We start from the raw sequence: 13,883 nt of genomic DNA on the forward strand, positions 1-13,883 counted from the left end.
TCACTCTCCGCTCTGCTGGAGCAGCTTCGCCACCAGGCCGGTCCAGCCCGTCTGGTGATTCGCGCCGACGCCCGAGCCGTCGTCGCCGTTGAAGTACTCGTGGAAGAGCAGGTAGTCGCGGAAGTGAGGATCGCGCTGCATCTTCTCGGCCTTGCCGAACGCCGGCCGGCGACCGTCGCCATCGCGGAGGAAGATGGAGGAGAGCCGCCGCGAGAGCTCCGTCGCCACTTGTGCGAGCGTGAGTTGCCGGCCAGAGCCAGTCGGGAATTCCACCGTGAACCCGTCGCCCAGATAGTGATGGAACTTCTGCAGCGACTCGATCAGCAGGTAGTTCACCGGGAACCAGATGGGGCCGCGCCAGTTGGAGTTGCCACCGAACAGGCCGCTCGACGACTCCGCGGGCTCGTACCGCACGCCGTACTCGGCGCCGTCGATCTTCAGGCTGTAAGGCTGGTCGCGGTGGACGCGCGAGAGCGCGCGGATGCCGTGCGGCGAGAGGAACTCCGACTCGTCGAGCAGCCGCCGCAGGATCTTCGGCAGTTTCCGCGGTTCGACCACCGAGAACAGCCGTCGATCCATGGCGCCGAGCGTTCGCATGCAGGCGACGCCCTCCGTCAGATCGGGCCGGTGGTCGATGAACCATTCCATCCGCCGGGCGAACGCGGGGAACTTCGCGATCAGCTCGGCGGGGATCGGTTCCACCGCGAAGAGCGGAATGAGGCCGACCATCGATCGGATCCGCAGCGTCATCTCCTCGCTGCCGCGGTGAAGGACGTCGTAGTAGAAGCCGTCCTCCTCGTCCCAGAGGCCCATCGTGTTCATCGCCCGGGCGATGTGGACGAAGTGCTCCCAGAACTTGCTTGCGACGTCCTCGTACTCGTCCTCCTCGCGCGCCAGCTCCAGTGCGATGGAGAGCATGTTCAGGCAGTACATCGCCATCCAGCTCGTGCCGTCGGACTGCTCGAGGTGTCCGCCGCCCGGCAGCGGAGCGCTGCGGTCGAAGACGCCGATGTTGTCCAGGCCGAGGAAGCCGCCCTGGAAGACGTTGCGACCTTCCGCGTCCTTGCGGTTCACCCACCAGGTGAAGTTGAGCATCAGCTTGTGGAAGACGCGCTTGAGGAACTTGCGGTCGCCGGAGCCGCGCCGTTTCTTCTCGATCTTGTAGACGCGCCAGGCGGCCCAGGCGAAGACCGGCGGGTTGACGTCGCCGAACGCCCACTCGTAGGCCGGAATCTGCCCGTTCGGGTGCATGTACCACTCGCGCAGGAGAAGCACGAGCTGGTCCTTGGCGAAGTCACTGTCCACCAGCGCGAGCGGGATGCAGTGGAAGGCGAGGTCCCAGGCGGCAAACCACGGGTATTCCCACTTGTCGGGCATGGAGATGACGTCGGCGTTGTAGAGGTGGCCCCAGTCGGCATTGCGGCCGTTTTTGCGCTCCCGCGGCGGCGCCGGCTGCGCCGGGTCACCCTCCAGCCAGTCGCGCACGACGTAGTGGTAGAACTGCTTCGACCAGAGCATGCCCGCCAGCGCCTGCCGCATGACGTTGCGCGCGTCCGCCGAGAGCGTCGTCGGAATCACGCTCGCGTAGAACTCCTCCGCTTCCCGCTTGCGTGTCCCGAGGATCCCATCGGTCGCGTCCACGAGCTGCGCAACGCCGTGGGAGAGCCTCAGCCGGATCACGGCGCTGCCGTGACCTGGAACGGTCAGCTTGTAGCGCGCCGCGCACTTCGTGCCGACCCGATCCGGGTTGACCGTCTCCGACCCGTGGATCACGTAATCGTGGATGCCGTCCTTTGGATACCGCGGACCTGGGACGCCGAACAGACGGCCCGAGTTTGTCTCGTTGTCGCAGAAGAGCAGCTCGGGCGTGCCTTCGCAGCTCAGCTGGTACTTGCCGGCATGAACGGAGGAAGGACCGCTGGCGCGCAGCGAGGGGCGCTTCTGCTCGCGGCCCCAGCTCCAGGTATTGCGGAACCACAGCGTCGGGAGGACTTCCACCTCGGCGGCCTGCGCTCCGCGGTTCGCCACTTCGATGCGGATGCAGATGTCGTCGACGTCCGCCTTCGCGTACTCGACGAAGACGTCGAAGTAGCGGTCCTGGTCGAAAATGCCGGTGTCGATCAGCTCCAGCTCGCGGCCTGCGCGTCCTCGTCTGCGGTTCTCCTCGGCGAGGTGCGCATAGGGGAACTCGGCCTGCGGATACTTGTACAGGTACTTCATATACGAGTGCGTCGGCGTCGAGTCGAGGTAGTAGTAGAGCTCCTTCACGTCCTCGCCGTGGTTTCCTTCCTGACCGGTGAGGCCGAAGAGGCGCTCCTTTAGGATCGGATCGCGCTTGTTCCAGAGCGCCACCGAGAAGCAGAGATTCTGGCGCCGGTCGGAAATTCCCGCGATGCCGTCCTCGTTCCAGCGATACGCGCGCGAGCGCGCGTGGTCGTGCGGGACGTAGTCCCACGCCGTGCCGCCCGGGCTGTAGTCCTCGCGGACGGTGCCCCACGCGCGCTCGCTCAGGTACGGGCCCCAGCGCTTCCAGTGGGCCGTGCGATCGCGCGACTCGCCAAGCCTCTCCTCTTCGCGGGTAGTCATGGTCCTCCCTCAGTACGTCTTCGCAGCGGAAGCGTTACTCGGCGGCAAGCTGCAACACGTGCCCGTCGGGATCGCGGGCGAGCAGGGCGCGCCCGTATCCTAGCCTTATGTCGGAGAGCGCGACGGCGCCAGGCGAGACGAACGCGGCGTGCAGGCCGCGCAGGGCGGCGGCGGCTCCGCCGAGGTCGCCGGTGAAGAGCGTCGTCTGCCAGTGGATCAGATCGTTTGCGCGCTCGTCGGCAGGCATCGGGCGTCCGTCGCGCGGCGCGAGGTACTCGAGCAGCTCGACGCCGGGCCCGGAAGTGCCGCGAAGCGTCGTGATGCGCAGCCGCGCCCCGAAGACATTGTTCAGGTGCTCCTGCTCGGTGCCCCAGTTCTCGCTGGTGCCGGCGACGCGCAGCCCGAGGGTGTCGCGGTAGAAGCGGAGACTCGCGTCGGTGTCGCTCACGACGATGGCCGTGTGGTCGATTCCGAGGAACAGCCGATCCGTCGCTTGCCATCGGCCATCGCCTTTGCCGCGCGGAAACTGGATCACTTCCAGTACGTGCCGGTCCGGGTCGCGAAAGTAGAAGGCGCGGATGCCGGCCGCGTTCGCATTCCAGTCCGGAAGCCTTTGCGGGCCGGTGGACGCGTGCTCGACGCGCGCGGCGCGCAGCGCGGCATACGCGCGGTCCATGTCCGAGATGACGATCGCAGCGTGCTGGAAATATCGATCGTTGCTGCGCGCATCGGCCGGAGGCGGCCGTCCGCGCGGCGCCAGGTATTCCGTCAAGTCCAGGCATTCGCGGCCGAGCTGCATGCGCGCGGTGCGCAGGCGCACCCCGAACACTCCCTGGAGCTGCTCCAGCGGATCGCCGGCCTGCTCGACGTCGGCGATCTTCTCGAACCCGAGGACGCGCGCGTAGAACTCGGCGGATCGATCCACGTCGGAAACCGTGAGACCGACGCAGCCCACCTTGCGGACGTGCGGTAAGGGATCGGCATGCGCAGTCGAGATGCAGCTTTTCGTTCCACTCGCGATCAGCGACGAGAGGGCGAGAAGCGCGGTCCACAGGATCCGGTTCATGCCCGTGGGTCGGACGCAGCAGGCATTCGTTACAGGGGCTAGACCGTCGCTGCGCGCGTGTTCGCTTCGGTGCGAGGCTGCCGCAGGACATTCTGCAGGACCCGATCGAGCGAGAGCGGACCCGGCCCCGCGACGAGGATCCAGACCGCGAGCACGATGTACGTCCACTCCTCGAAGCCGAGCAGATCGGAGAGGCCGTGCAGGTCCGCGCTCTTGGCGGTGATGATCGCCACGGTCATCGTGACGATCAGCGGGATCGCCGCGAGCCTGCTGAGCAGGCCGATCAGGAGCAACGCACCGCAGACGAACTCCGCCGTGGAGGCGAGCACGGCATTGAAACCGGGGGCTGGGATACCCAACTCCGTGAAGAATTCCGTGACCTTCTGAAGTCCGTGCAGCTTGCCCCAACCGGTGCCGATGAAGACGACGCCCAGCGTCAGCCGCGCGAGCGTAGGACCGAGGAAGGCGAGACGTTCGGCGGTGGAGAGGAAGGCGGCCTGTGCGCGCGAAAGAAATCCCATTCGGTTTGCTCCGTTGACGTTGAGTGATTGTCCCACGGGGACGCGTTCTGTTACAGCGCGGAGACCCGTTCGGTTACAGCGTGTAACGGAGAGCTGCCGGGAGCGTACCCAAGAGGGTCCTCGAACAGGAGCTCGAAATGACCTCGACCAGACCGTTGCAAGGCCAGAAAGCCGTCGTCACCGGCGCGAACTCCGGGATCGGCCGCGCCATCGCCATCGCGCTGGGCGGCGCTGGCGCGGACGTCGTCGTCAACTACCGCGACGGCGAGGACGCGGCGATGGAGGTGGTGCGGACGATCTCGCAGTCCGGTAGCCGGGCCCTTGCGCATCGCGCGGATGTCTCGCGCGAGGCGGAAGTGAAGGAGCTCTTCCAGCGAGCCATCGAGCACTTTGGCACCGTCGACATCCTGGTCAGCAACGCCGGCCTGCAGCGCGACGCTGCCTTCGAGGACCTCACGCTCGAGCAGTGGAACACCGTCATCGGCGTCAACCTCACCGGCCAGTTCCTCTGCGCTCGCGAGGCGGTGCGCGAGTTCAAGCGCCGTGGGGTGGTGGAGAGCGTCTCGAAGGCGGCGGGGAAGATCATCTGCATCAGCTCGGTCCACGAGGTGATCCCTTGGGCGGGCCACGTCAACTATGCCGCCTCGAAGGGCGGCGTGATGCTGATGATGAAGAGCCTGGCCCAGGAGGTCGCGCCGCAGCGCATCCGGGTGAACAGCATCTCGCCGGGCGCCATCCGCACTCCGATCAACACCGCCGCCTGGAGCACGCCCGAAGCGTACGCGGCGCTGATGCGGCTCATTCCCTACAAGCGCATCGGCGAGCCCGACGATATCGGGAAGGCAGCAATCTTTCTCGCCTCCGACGAATCGGATTACATTACCGGCACGAGCATGTACGTCGACGGCGGCATGACCCTCTATCCAGAGTTCGCGTCGGGCGGCTGAACCAGATGCGTCTGCCGCGCGTGACCCTGCTGGGAGCGTTCGTCGCGGCGCTGGCGCTGATGGCGGTGCTGCTCGGAGCGCTGGCCGCAGTGGTCCTCGAGGGTTCGCGGCGATCGATTCTGACCAGCGCGGAGAAGCTGCGCGACGCCGCTGCGCGCCGAGTGGAGGCGCAGGTTCGCGCGCAGCTCGACGGCGCGTCGACGGCGATCGCGGATCTGGAGCGCGAGATCGAGCTCGGAGTGGTACCGCCGCACGATCTTCCCGGCGTGGAGGCGGCGCTGTTCCGGGAGGTGGTGCGCAACCCCAGCCTCGCCGAAGTGACCTTCATCCACGCGCACCGCACGGGTTACGACGCGGAAGGCAACCCGACGCTCGCGCCGGCCGGCCGGTGGCAGCTCTCCGTCTTCCGCTCCGGAATTCACGGCGACGCCGCCGTGCTGACGCGCAGGATCGCGTCGGGTACCTCGGAGGTGCGGCAGCGCCCGATGGGAGGTGGGCTGGAGGACGGCGCGTGGGTCAGCGAAGGCCAGGCGCCGGACCCGACCCGCCATCTCACGTTCATGTCGGCCGCGTCGCGAGACGTGGGCGGCGAGCCGATCTGGACCGACTTGGCCTGGTCGCAGCTCGATCAGATGCTTCCGGCCGACCGGCGGCGCGTCGTCGTTTCCGTCCAGAAGGCCGTGGAGAACGGCAGAGGCCGGCTGATCGCCGTGGTGCGGGCCGCTCTTCTGGCGTCGGCCATCGATTCCGTTTCGGCGCTGCAGGTGGGCAAGGACGATCCACACCGGATCTTCATCACCGACGCGGACGGAAGGCTGATCACGCGCCTGTCGCCGCAAGATCGCTTGACCCTGGTCGGCGACGACCTGCGTATCGCCCCGGAGGGGCTGCCGCCGGCCATTTCCCTCGCGCTGCGCGGCCCGCTGCTCGACGAGAAGCAGGGTGTCGAGCGCACCGGCGAGCTGCAGGTAGACGGAGAACGCTGGCTGGCGACTTTCCGCGCCCTGGCGGGATCGCAGGACTGGTTCGTCGGCGTCGTGGTCCCCGAGTCGGCCTATACGCGCGAGCTGCGTGCCGTCCGGGTGCGGCTCTTGATGGCGTGTGCGGTGATCATCGGGCTGGTCCTGCTCGGCGGCGGCCTCGCGCTCTTCGCGTTGCGACGCGGCCTGGGACGTATCGGCGGTGGCGCAGCGCGGATGCGCATGCTCGACTTCGCGGCTTCACCGGTGAAGACGCCGTTTCGCGACATCCACGCCGTGCTCTCGGGTCTGGAGCAGGCGAAGACCGCGCTGCGTGGCATGGGCAAGTACGCGCCGCTCGATCTGGTGCGCGAGCTGTACGCGCAGAACCGCGAGCCGGCGCTCGGCGGAGAGATGAGGGAGCTGTCCATCCTCTTCACCGATCTGGAGGGATTCACTTCGCTTTCCGAGCACGTCCCGCCCGACGAGCTGGCGCGATCGCTCGGCTTGTACATGCAGACGATGACGGAGGCGATCCGTTCCTGCGGCGGCACCATCGACAAGTTCATCGGCGACGCCGTGATGGCCTTGTGGAATGCCCCGACGCTGCGGCCCGAGCACGCGCGGCTCGCCTGCCGCGCGATCCTGGAATGCCGGACCGCGACAGCAAAACTGTACGCCTCGCCGTCCTGGACGGGACTGCCGCCGCTGCGCACCCGATACGGCTTGCACCGGGACGTCGTCATGGTGGGGCACTTCGGCGCGCCGGATCGGTTCAGCTACACCGCGCTTGGCGACGGCGTGAACCTGGCGTCCCGGCTCGAAGCGCTGTGCAAGCAATACGAGGTCGACGCCATCGTCAGCGAGCCCATCGTGGAGAAGGCCGGCCGCGACTTCGTCTTCCGGCGCCTCGATTGCGTCGCCGTGAAGGGGAGGAGCGAGGGCGTGATGGTCTACGATCTTCTCGGCGCGGCGGGGGACGCCATCGGTGTGCTTCCCGCAGCCCGCGCGTACGAAGCCGCGTTCGCGTCGTACGTGCAGCGCGATTTCAACGGCGCGATCGCTCGACTCTCGCAGCATCCCGACGACGGTCCGAGCCGCGTCCTGCTGAAGCGGTGCCAAACGATGATCGCCGACCCACCGCCCCCACACTGGAACGGCGTCCACATCGCGCTTGCGAAATAATGGGCGCTGGACCGCACCGACTCAATGCCCAGCCGCCCTAGAAGTACATCCGCAGCGGCAGTTGCGAACACTCGAAGTGATCATGGCCATGCTCGCGGATCACCTTCACGTTGTACAGGGCGCACTCGGCCTGTAGCAGCGAGAGCGGCGGACGGTAAGGCTCTGGCTTGCCACCGTTCCCGAGGCGCGGCCGTGGGTCGTAGACAACGTCGCATGCACACGCGCAGAGGTGCTTGCTCGCATGATGGCCGCCGACATCCTTGTTGGTCCTTCGGCTGCGGCACCAGCTGATCACACTCCCCTGGTAGGCGCTGCAGACCCTCACGATGCAGGTGAGCAGATCCACAATGTCCGGAGCGAGGCGATGCATTGCCTTCATTGCACCAACTCCAATTCGACGCGGCTGGGAAGCAGACCCGATGCGTCGGCGGCTGCGAGCGCCGGCGCGCAATGGTGCAAGGGCGAAGGTGGTGCAAGGTGAATGCCGTCGATCGCCACTCCGAGCCGGGTCCGGTTGCACGGTGGAAACCTGACGTTTGCGTGGAAATCCTGATCGCGCGCTCGCCGCTTCGCGCGGCCTCCTGCAGCGAGGCGCGGTGCGGCGCGGCGCGTGCAACAGCGGACTCGCGTGAGGTCAATACCCGCCGCGATCAGAGCGCACCGTCGGCCAGGAAGGCACGGCCTGCTGGTCTGCGCGCTGATCTCGTCCGGGTGTGCTGCCAGCTCTATCTCCTGGCGAGGACCGTCCCCGGACACCCGGGTGGAAGTGTTCTATGCGACCGACAGGAAAGCCTTGTCGTCGAACAGTTTCGCCGGCGATCGCGGCTCGGGAGCCCTGTCGTTCGGCATTTCGCCCGTACTGCTTCCGGCACGAACAATCGCGCTGGGCATTCCGCTGTCGCAGGAGAAGTTCGAGCAGTCGCTGAGCTCTGCTCTCACGCGGACAGGAGCCAGGGACATCCTGGTATTCGTGCACGGGTACAATTTCAGCTTCGACGAAGCGGTCCTCTGGGCAGGGCAGTTGAAGCATCAACTCCAGTTCGAGGGCGCTGTGGTCCTGTACAGCTGGCCGTCGAACGGGAATCGCTGGTCGTACCTTGGCGACTCGAGCAACGCCGATTGGACGACGCCCCACCTCGCCGGGTTCCTCCAAGCTCTGGCCGCGCGTACCGGACGCGCCCAAATCCATCTGCTTGCGCACAGCCTGGGCAGCCGACCCGTGGTGGCGGCCCTGCACAGCCTCGCCGTCGGGCCGCACGCGGCGCGATTCGGACAGATCATCTTTGCGGCGCCAGACGTGGACGCGGACGCGTTTCGCGACGTCCTCCCTGCGATCGTCGCGACGGCGGAGCGGATCACGCTGTACACGGCCTCCGACCTCGCGTTGCGCGTCTCAGCGCTGCTGTCGGCTCATCCGCGCGCGGGCGACTCCGATCGCAACGTCGTCCTCATCGATGGCATGGACACCATTGACGTGACCTCTGCCGACGAGGGCCCGATCCGCCACGATTACTTCCTCGAGAACGAACGGGTGCTGGCAGACATCTTCCAACTGCTCTCGTATGCGGCGCCGCCAGAGAAACGCTTCCGACTGTTCGCCGTCCGCGTACGCGGCCGCCTTCTCTGGCAGTTTCGGTCCTGAGGGGGCTTATTGGATCCCGTACTTTCGCAGCCGGTAGTAGAGCGTCGATCGGTTGATGCCCAGATCCCGTGCGACGTCGGCCTTGTGCCCGTGGTGCCGGCCCAACGCGTCTACCAGACTCTTGCGCTCCATCTCCGCAAGCGCGTGATCAAGGACACGGGATGGCTCGCGGTCCGGCAATGGGCGGACGCCGAAGTCAAGATCATCCCCCGAGATCTCCATTCCGCGAGCGAGGATCACCGCGCGCTCGATCACGTTCTCCAGCTCGCGAACGTTCCCCGGCCATTCGTAGGCGCAGAGCTTCTCGACGGCGTCATCGCGAAGCCCGGTGATGCTGCGGCCGAACGCCGCGACGAAACGGGCCAGAAAATGGCCAGCAAGACCTTCGATGTCTCCCGGACGCTCGCGCAACGGCGGCACGCGGATGGGAAATACGTTGAGCCGATAGAAGAGGTCCTCGCGGAACGTCCCTGCGGCCATCGCGGCCTCGAGGTCGCGATTGGTCGCGGAAATCACCCGCACGTCCACTCGCAGGGTCTCCGCTCCTCCCACCCGCTCGAATTCCCGTTCCTGCAGAACGCGGAGGAGCTTTACCTGGAGTTCGGAAGACATGTCGCCCACCTCGTCGAGGAAGAGCGTCCCCTCGTGGGCGAGCTCGAACCGTCCGCTGCGCCGCGCCACAGCCCCGGTGAATGAGCCGCGCTCGTGACCGAAGAGCTCGCTCTCCAGCACGCTGCTGGCGAGCGCGGCACAGTTCACTCGCACGAACGGCCGGTTCGTGCGCGCGCTCGAGGAATGAATCATGCGAGCGATCAACTCCTTGCCGGTGCCGCTCTCGCCACGCAGCAACACCGTCGCCGTGGTCGGCGCCACCCGGCGCACCAATTCGAGCGCAGCGGCCAGCGGCGGTGCCTGTCCTACGATCTCGGCCCCGTTCCAGGAGACGTGCTCTTCACGTTTGAGGTACTCGTTGTGCCGCGCGAGCCTGTCGACGAGTCGCCGGTTCTCGATGACCAGGTGATGCTTCTCGACGGCTTGCTTGATCGCGCTGCCCAGATCGGACGCGTCAAATGGCTTCTGCACGTAACGATAGACCAGGCCCGAATTGATCGCTTCGGCCAACATCGGGACGTCGCCGTACGCGGTGAGCAGCACGCCCACGGCATCCGGTCGTAGCTTCCGGGCTTGGGCCAGCAACTCCAGACCGCTCATCGCGGGCATCCGCTGATCGGAGACGATTGCCGCAACGGGATGCTTTTCCAGCGTTGCCATCGCTTCGGCGCCGCTCTCGGCGAAGAGGAGAGGGTGGGACTGCTTGAAGGCGTAGCGGATGACGTCAAGGTTGTCCCGCTCGTCGTCGACTGCCAGGACGGGGTACTGCGAATAATTGATGTCGTTGCCGCTCATTGGCGTTTCATCCGATCTCCAGCGGCAGGACCACATCGAAACGCGTCCCGTGCGGCGCCCTGGGTTCCACGCGAATGGACCCGTTGTGTCTTTCGACGATGGCGTGGGCAATGGCGAGGCCCAGGCCGATGCCGCGCCCGACCTGACGCGTGGTGAAGAAGGGCTCGAAAATCTTGCTCGCTACGTCCGGCGCGATTCCCGACCCGGTATCCTCCACCGAGACCGTGAGCGCGTTGGCGTCGCGAGCGGTGGTCAGCACGATGCTGCCGCTTCCATCGATCGCCTGCGCGGCATTGCTGAGCAGATTGACGAACACCTGTCTCAGAGCCCCAGGGTAGCAGCGGATCCGTCCGTCCGGTCCGTAGCGCCTCACTACCTCGATCCGGGAGTCGAGCTCGTACCGAAGCAGCGAAACCGCGGAGTCGAGAAGTTGCCGGACATCCTCTTCGTGACGCGGCTCACCCTCGTCGCGGCGGGCGAACGTGGTGAGGCCAGCGACGATGTCGCGACTGCGCTGGACGCCATTGCGGAGCGTGCGGAACATGTCTTCCACGTCCTGGAGTGCTGCCGGAAGGCGCCGCAATTCTGCCTGCCGCATCGCCTCGTCGTGGGCGCGTTCCGCATGGAGACCGAGCACCGCGCGTGCGTCGAGGAACGTTGCTTCCAGCGGCGGAAGCGAATTGGCGATGAAATTGATCGGATTGTTGATCTCGTGGGCGATCCCGGCGGACAGACGCCCGATCGACGCCATCTTCTCCGCATGGACCACCTGCGCTTGAGCAGCGCGGAGGTCGCGAACAGTGTTCTCCAACTGCAGCGTCCGCTCCGCGACCTTCTGCTCGAGGCCCTGGTTCAATGTCACGACCTGGTGCCGGCGCACCGACGAGCAAGAGGAGCGCGTCCAGCCAGATGGTGCGCGAAACGCCAGGAACGGCGGCGAACAGCACGATCAGCAGCGCGTAGCTCGTCGCCGCCGTGAGGACGAGGTAGAAGCGTCTGATCGCTAGCTGCGCTGCCATCACCAGCAGCAGGTAGATGGCAACTGTCATTGCGGCCATCAGCAGCGCGTGTTCGGGGACCTCGCGCATCGCGGCGCGCTGGAACGCGTACACGGACGGAACGTCCAGGATCGCGATCGCCACCCACGAATGCCTCAGGATCTCCAGGCGGTAGCGGCCGACCGCGTAGAGTCCGACGGACAGAATGCAATAAGCCGCGACGATCGGAAGGCGCGCACCCGCGCCGCGCACACCGAGCGCCACTGCAATGCCACTCAACGCGAAGAACGAGGCGGTGAGGGCCGCCCGCAACGCCAGAAGGCGGCGCGCGTTGCGCAACCGCTCCAGCTCTAGCGTCGCTCCCAGCAGGTCGCGAGCGGTCGCGTTCATCGCCACGCCGTGGTCGGCGGCGCAAGAACCCGTTCAAACATGGGTTCCGCCAATGCCGATGGTCGCCGTCGGAACCCCGGTTTCGAGCGCATGCATCGCGCCCCCTCCCCGAGGCACTTCTACGCCTGGAGGACGGTCGAGTCTAGCGCGCTCCGATCCAGCCTTCGGCGAGCCAGCCCTGGAGCACGTCGGCGGCACGTGCCGCGTCGCCGAACACGCCGCAGATCTCCCCCACGGTTGCGCCATCGGCGGCGACTTGGACCGCGCGCGCTTCGTCTGCGTCGACTTGCACGTGGAAAACGTCGAACCCGGACCGCCAGACGACGACGCGGATCTGCCGAGGGCCTGCCGTTTTCGCGCTTTCGTCCCAGAGCTGTCCGACGTCGTGCTCCAGCTCGAGCAGGCGCAGCGCAGGAATGAGCTGTAGGCGGCGATCCATGAAGGCATCCGCCTCCTGCGCCAGCCGGGCGAATTCCTCCGGCGAGAGCGGCGCTGCCTCGGCGGCCTCGAAGACTTCGCCTCGCGCCCACTCGAGTCTCGCGAGATCGCGCAGATCGGGTCGCTCGAGGAAAGCCGCGAACCTGCGGCCGAGTTGCCCGAGATCCGGATGCTCCGACGGATGGTCGTGGACGTACCTGGCAGCGACCTCGAAGAAGCCTTCGTCGCCCAGGGCGGCAACGACCTTGGGAAACATCTCCCGCAGGGCGTCGACCTGGCGGTGCAGGAACATGCGCGCGTAGATCGCGACGCGCTCTTCCGCGGGCAGCGCTGATGAGCCGACGAAAGCGTCGAGCGGACCTTCAGTGCCCTGGAGCAGTTCCCAGAAGAGGCGCTGCGTTTCGGCGAGCTTCATGCGAGCGCCTCGGCTTCCACCTCGCGCGCCCGATGGCTCTCCTCCACCAGCCGCTCCAGTTCGGGGACGTGGTCGTCCCATTCGATGAGCGCCGGCACACGGCCGAAGCGGCGGACCGCAGATCGGTACAGCTCCCAGACGGCATCGACCACCGGCGCGTCGTGCGTATCCAGGACGTAGGTCCCATGGTCGCTGTGGCCGGCAAGGTGGAACTGCCCCACGCGGTCCACCGGAATCCCGGCCAGGTAGGCGTCGGGATCGAAGCCGTGGTTACGGGCGCTGACGTAGACGTTGTTGACGTCGAGCAGGATGCCGCAGTCGGCTTCCCCGGCGATGCGCGCGAGGAATTCCCACTCCGTCATCGTCGACGACGCGTACTCCACGTAGCTGGAGACGTTCTCGAGCATCATCTGCCGGCCGAGCACGTCCTGCACCTGGCGCACGCGCGAGATTACGTGCGCGAGGGCTTCTTCGGTGTAGGGGAGCGGCAGCAGGTCGTGCGCGTACCGGCCGCCGTGACGACCCCAGCAGAGATGGTCGGAGACGTAGACGGGCTCGACCCTGACGGTCAGCTCGCGCAGGCCGCGCAGCAGGCGCGGATCGAGGGGATCGACCGATCCGATTCCGAGCGAAACGCCGTGGAGCACGACGGGAACGTCGCGCCGTACTTTCTCCAGGACGGCAATGGGGCGCCCACCAGGGGCGAGGAAGTTCTCGCTGATCGCTTCGACCCAGTCGACGGCAGGCGACTCCTCCAGAAACCGCCCATAGTGCTTGGGACGGAGCCCGATGCCGTGGCCCAGGTCCTTGCGCGCGAATGCCATCCTCGCCCCGGCGGAGCTCTACTTCTTCTCGGCGACGGCGACCTTGCCGCCCTTGGTCGTGCAGTCCTGCGAGCTGGTCTCGGTCACGCCCTGGCCCTTGCAGCCGTTCTGGCCTTTGCAGGCGTTGCTGGCGCTCTTGCAGGCTCCGTGGCCCTTGCACTCGTTGACGCCGGCACACATCACCTTGTCGCCAGCCTTCTTCTCCGTCTTGTCCTTCGCGAACGCCGCGCCCGAAACGAAGAGCGAGGCGACGGCGGTGGCAAGGACGGCGTTCTTCATCGACATGGGTTTTCCTCCCGGAAGTGGAACTTCGGCACGTAGGTACGTCCGCGCCGCGAAACCGTTACACGCTGGATCATCCGGACTCAAAAAAAATTCCCACGGTGATACGGTGAGGGCATGTCTCGCGAAAAGGCCGATGCATTGCGGCGCCTCCACGCCGGCCCCTCCATTCTGCTGTTTCCCAACGCCTGGGACGTCGCCAGCGCGCGCATCGTCGAGCAGG

The 13,883-nt window shown here is 66.6% G+C and carries 13 protein-coding genes; 4 read left to right on the forward strand and 9 right to left on the reverse strand.

Features of this window, described 5'->3' with window-relative positions:
• Genes E6J58_02610 through E6J58_02620 form a run of 3 tightly spaced genes read right to left on the reverse strand, consistent with a single transcriptional unit; the run spans position 1 to position 4,173 of the window.
• Positions 1–2,586: a glucosidase gene (locus E6J58_02610; protein ID TMB41763.1), complete on the reverse strand. Its 2,586-nt coding sequence runs from the start codon at positions 2,584–2,586 to the stop codon at positions 1–3.
• 34 nt (positions 2,587–2,620) lie between these two features.
• Positions 2,621–3,652 carry a VOC family protein gene (locus E6J58_02615; GenBank protein TMB41764.1) on the reverse strand — a complete coding sequence of 344 codons (1,032 nt, stop codon included), beginning with the start codon at positions 3,650–3,652 and terminating at the stop codon, positions 2,621–2,623.
• Between the two features lie 38 nt (positions 3,653–3,690).
• Complete coding sequence (locus tag E6J58_02620) at positions 3,691–4,173, reverse strand: DoxX family protein (protein TMB41765.1); 483 nt, start codon at positions 4,171–4,173, stop codon at positions 3,691–3,693.
• Between the two features lie 137 nt (positions 4,174–4,310).
• Between E6J58_02620 and E6J58_02625 the strand changes: the two genes are divergently transcribed.
• Together E6J58_02625 and E6J58_02630 are read left to right on the forward strand one after the other, a co-directional pair.
• Complete coding sequence (locus E6J58_02625; GenBank protein ID TMB41766.1) at positions 4,311–5,120, forward strand: SDR family oxidoreductase; 810 nt, start codon at positions 4,311–4,313, stop codon at positions 5,118–5,120.
• A gap of 5 nt (positions 5,121–5,125) precedes the next feature.
• A complete protein-coding gene (locus tag E6J58_02630) occupies positions 5,126–7,264 on the forward strand; it encodes a hypothetical protein (GenBank protein TMB41767.1) in 2,139 nt (712 codons plus the stop codon).
• 37 nt (positions 7,265–7,301) lie between these two features.
• On the opposite strand, the gene E6J58_02635 is transcribed toward E6J58_02630, so the two are convergent.
• Positions 7,302–7,643, reverse strand: a complete 342-nt coding sequence (locus tag E6J58_02635; protein ID TMB41768.1) for a hypothetical protein — start codon at positions 7,641–7,643, stop codon at positions 7,302–7,304.
• A gap of 231 nt (positions 7,644–7,874) precedes the next feature.
• Between E6J58_02635 and E6J58_02640 the strand changes: the two genes are divergently transcribed.
• Positions 7,875–8,906, forward strand: a complete 1,032-nt coding sequence (locus E6J58_02640; protein ID TMB41769.1) for an alpha/beta fold hydrolase — start codon at positions 7,875–7,877, stop codon at positions 8,904–8,906.
• A 6-nt stretch (positions 8,907–8,912) separates the two neighbouring features.
• On the opposite strand, the gene E6J58_02645 is transcribed toward E6J58_02640, so the two are convergent.
• From E6J58_02645 to E6J58_02665, 5 genes are all read right to left on the reverse strand, one after another.
• Positions 8,913–10,313 carry a sigma-54-dependent Fis family transcriptional regulator gene (locus tag E6J58_02645; GenBank protein TMB41770.1) on the reverse strand — a complete coding sequence of 467 codons (1,401 nt, stop codon included), beginning with the start codon at positions 10,311–10,313 and terminating at the stop codon, positions 8,913–8,915.
• Between the two features lie 7 nt (positions 10,314–10,320).
• Positions 10,321–11,193, reverse strand: a complete 873-nt coding sequence (locus tag E6J58_02650; GenBank protein TMB41771.1) for a HAMP domain-containing histidine kinase — start codon at positions 11,191–11,193, stop codon at positions 10,321–10,323.
• A 650-nt stretch (positions 11,194–11,843) separates the two neighbouring features.
• A complete protein-coding gene (locus tag E6J58_02655) occupies positions 11,844–12,635 on the reverse strand; it encodes a DUF2063 domain-containing protein (protein TMB41772.1) in 792 nt (263 codons plus the stop codon).
• On the reverse strand, positions 12,551–13,378 hold the full coding sequence (locus E6J58_02660) for a DUF692 domain-containing protein (protein TMB41773.1): 828 nt from the start codon (positions 13,376–13,378) through the stop codon (positions 12,551–12,553). Before E6J58_02660 ends, E6J58_02655 begins: the two co-directional genes overlap by 85 nt.
• Before the next feature lie 18 nt (positions 13,379–13,396).
• Positions 13,397–13,663 carry a hypothetical protein gene (locus tag E6J58_02665; protein ID TMB41774.1) on the reverse strand — a complete coding sequence of 89 codons (267 nt, stop codon included), beginning with the start codon at positions 13,661–13,663 and terminating at the stop codon, positions 13,397–13,399.
• Positions 13,664–13,777: 114 nt separating this feature from the next.
• On the opposite strand from E6J58_02665, the gene E6J58_02670 reads away from it, so the two are divergent.
• Positions 13,778–13,883, forward strand: a 106-nt coding sequence (locus E6J58_02670) for an isocitrate lyase/phosphoenolpyruvate mutase family protein (GenBank protein ID TMB41775.1), incomplete at its 3' end; no start/stop codon positions are given.

Source organism: Deltaproteobacteria bacterium, assembly GCA_005879535.1.
Classification (GTDB): domain Bacteria; phylum Myxococcota; class Myxococcia; order Myxococcales; family 40CM-4-68-19; genus 40CM-4-68-19.

Coding starts and splice junctions, on each gene's coding strand:
- E6J58_02665 (TMB41774.1), bottom strand. CDS start 13,663: ATGTCGATGAAGAACGCCGTCCTTGCCACCGCCGTCGCCTCGCTCTTC.
- E6J58_02655 (TMB41772.1), bottom strand. CDS start 12,635: ATGGGACGACCACGTCCCCGAACTGGAGCGGCTGGTGGAGGAGAGCCA.
- E6J58_02615 (TMB41764.1), bottom strand. CDS start 3,652: ATGAACCGGATCCTGTGGACCGCGCTTCTCGCCCTCTCGTCGCTGATC.
- E6J58_02630 (TMB41767.1), top strand. CDS start 5,126: ATGCGTCTGCCGCGCGTGACCCTGCTGGGAGCGTTCGTCGCGGCGCTG.
- E6J58_02635 (TMB41768.1), bottom strand. CDS start 7,643: ATGAAGGCAATGCATCGCCTCGCTCCGGACATTGTGGATCTGCTCACC.
- E6J58_02625 (TMB41766.1), top strand. CDS start 4,311: ATGACCTCGACCAGACCGTTGCAAGGCCAGAAAGCCGTCGTCACCGGC.
- E6J58_02620 (TMB41765.1), bottom strand. CDS start 4,173: ATGGGATTTCTTTCGCGCGCACAGGCCGCCTTCCTCTCCACCGCCGAA.
- E6J58_02645 (TMB41770.1), bottom strand. CDS start 10,313: ATGAGCGGCAACGACATCAATTATTCGCAGTACCCCGTCCTGGCAGTC.
- E6J58_02610 (TMB41763.1), bottom strand. CDS start 2,586: ATGACTACCCGCGAAGAGGAGAGGCTTGGCGAGTCGCGCGATCGCACG.
- E6J58_02660 (TMB41773.1), bottom strand. CDS start 13,378: ATGGCATTCGCGCGCAAGGACCTGGGCCACGGCATCGGGCTCCGTCCC.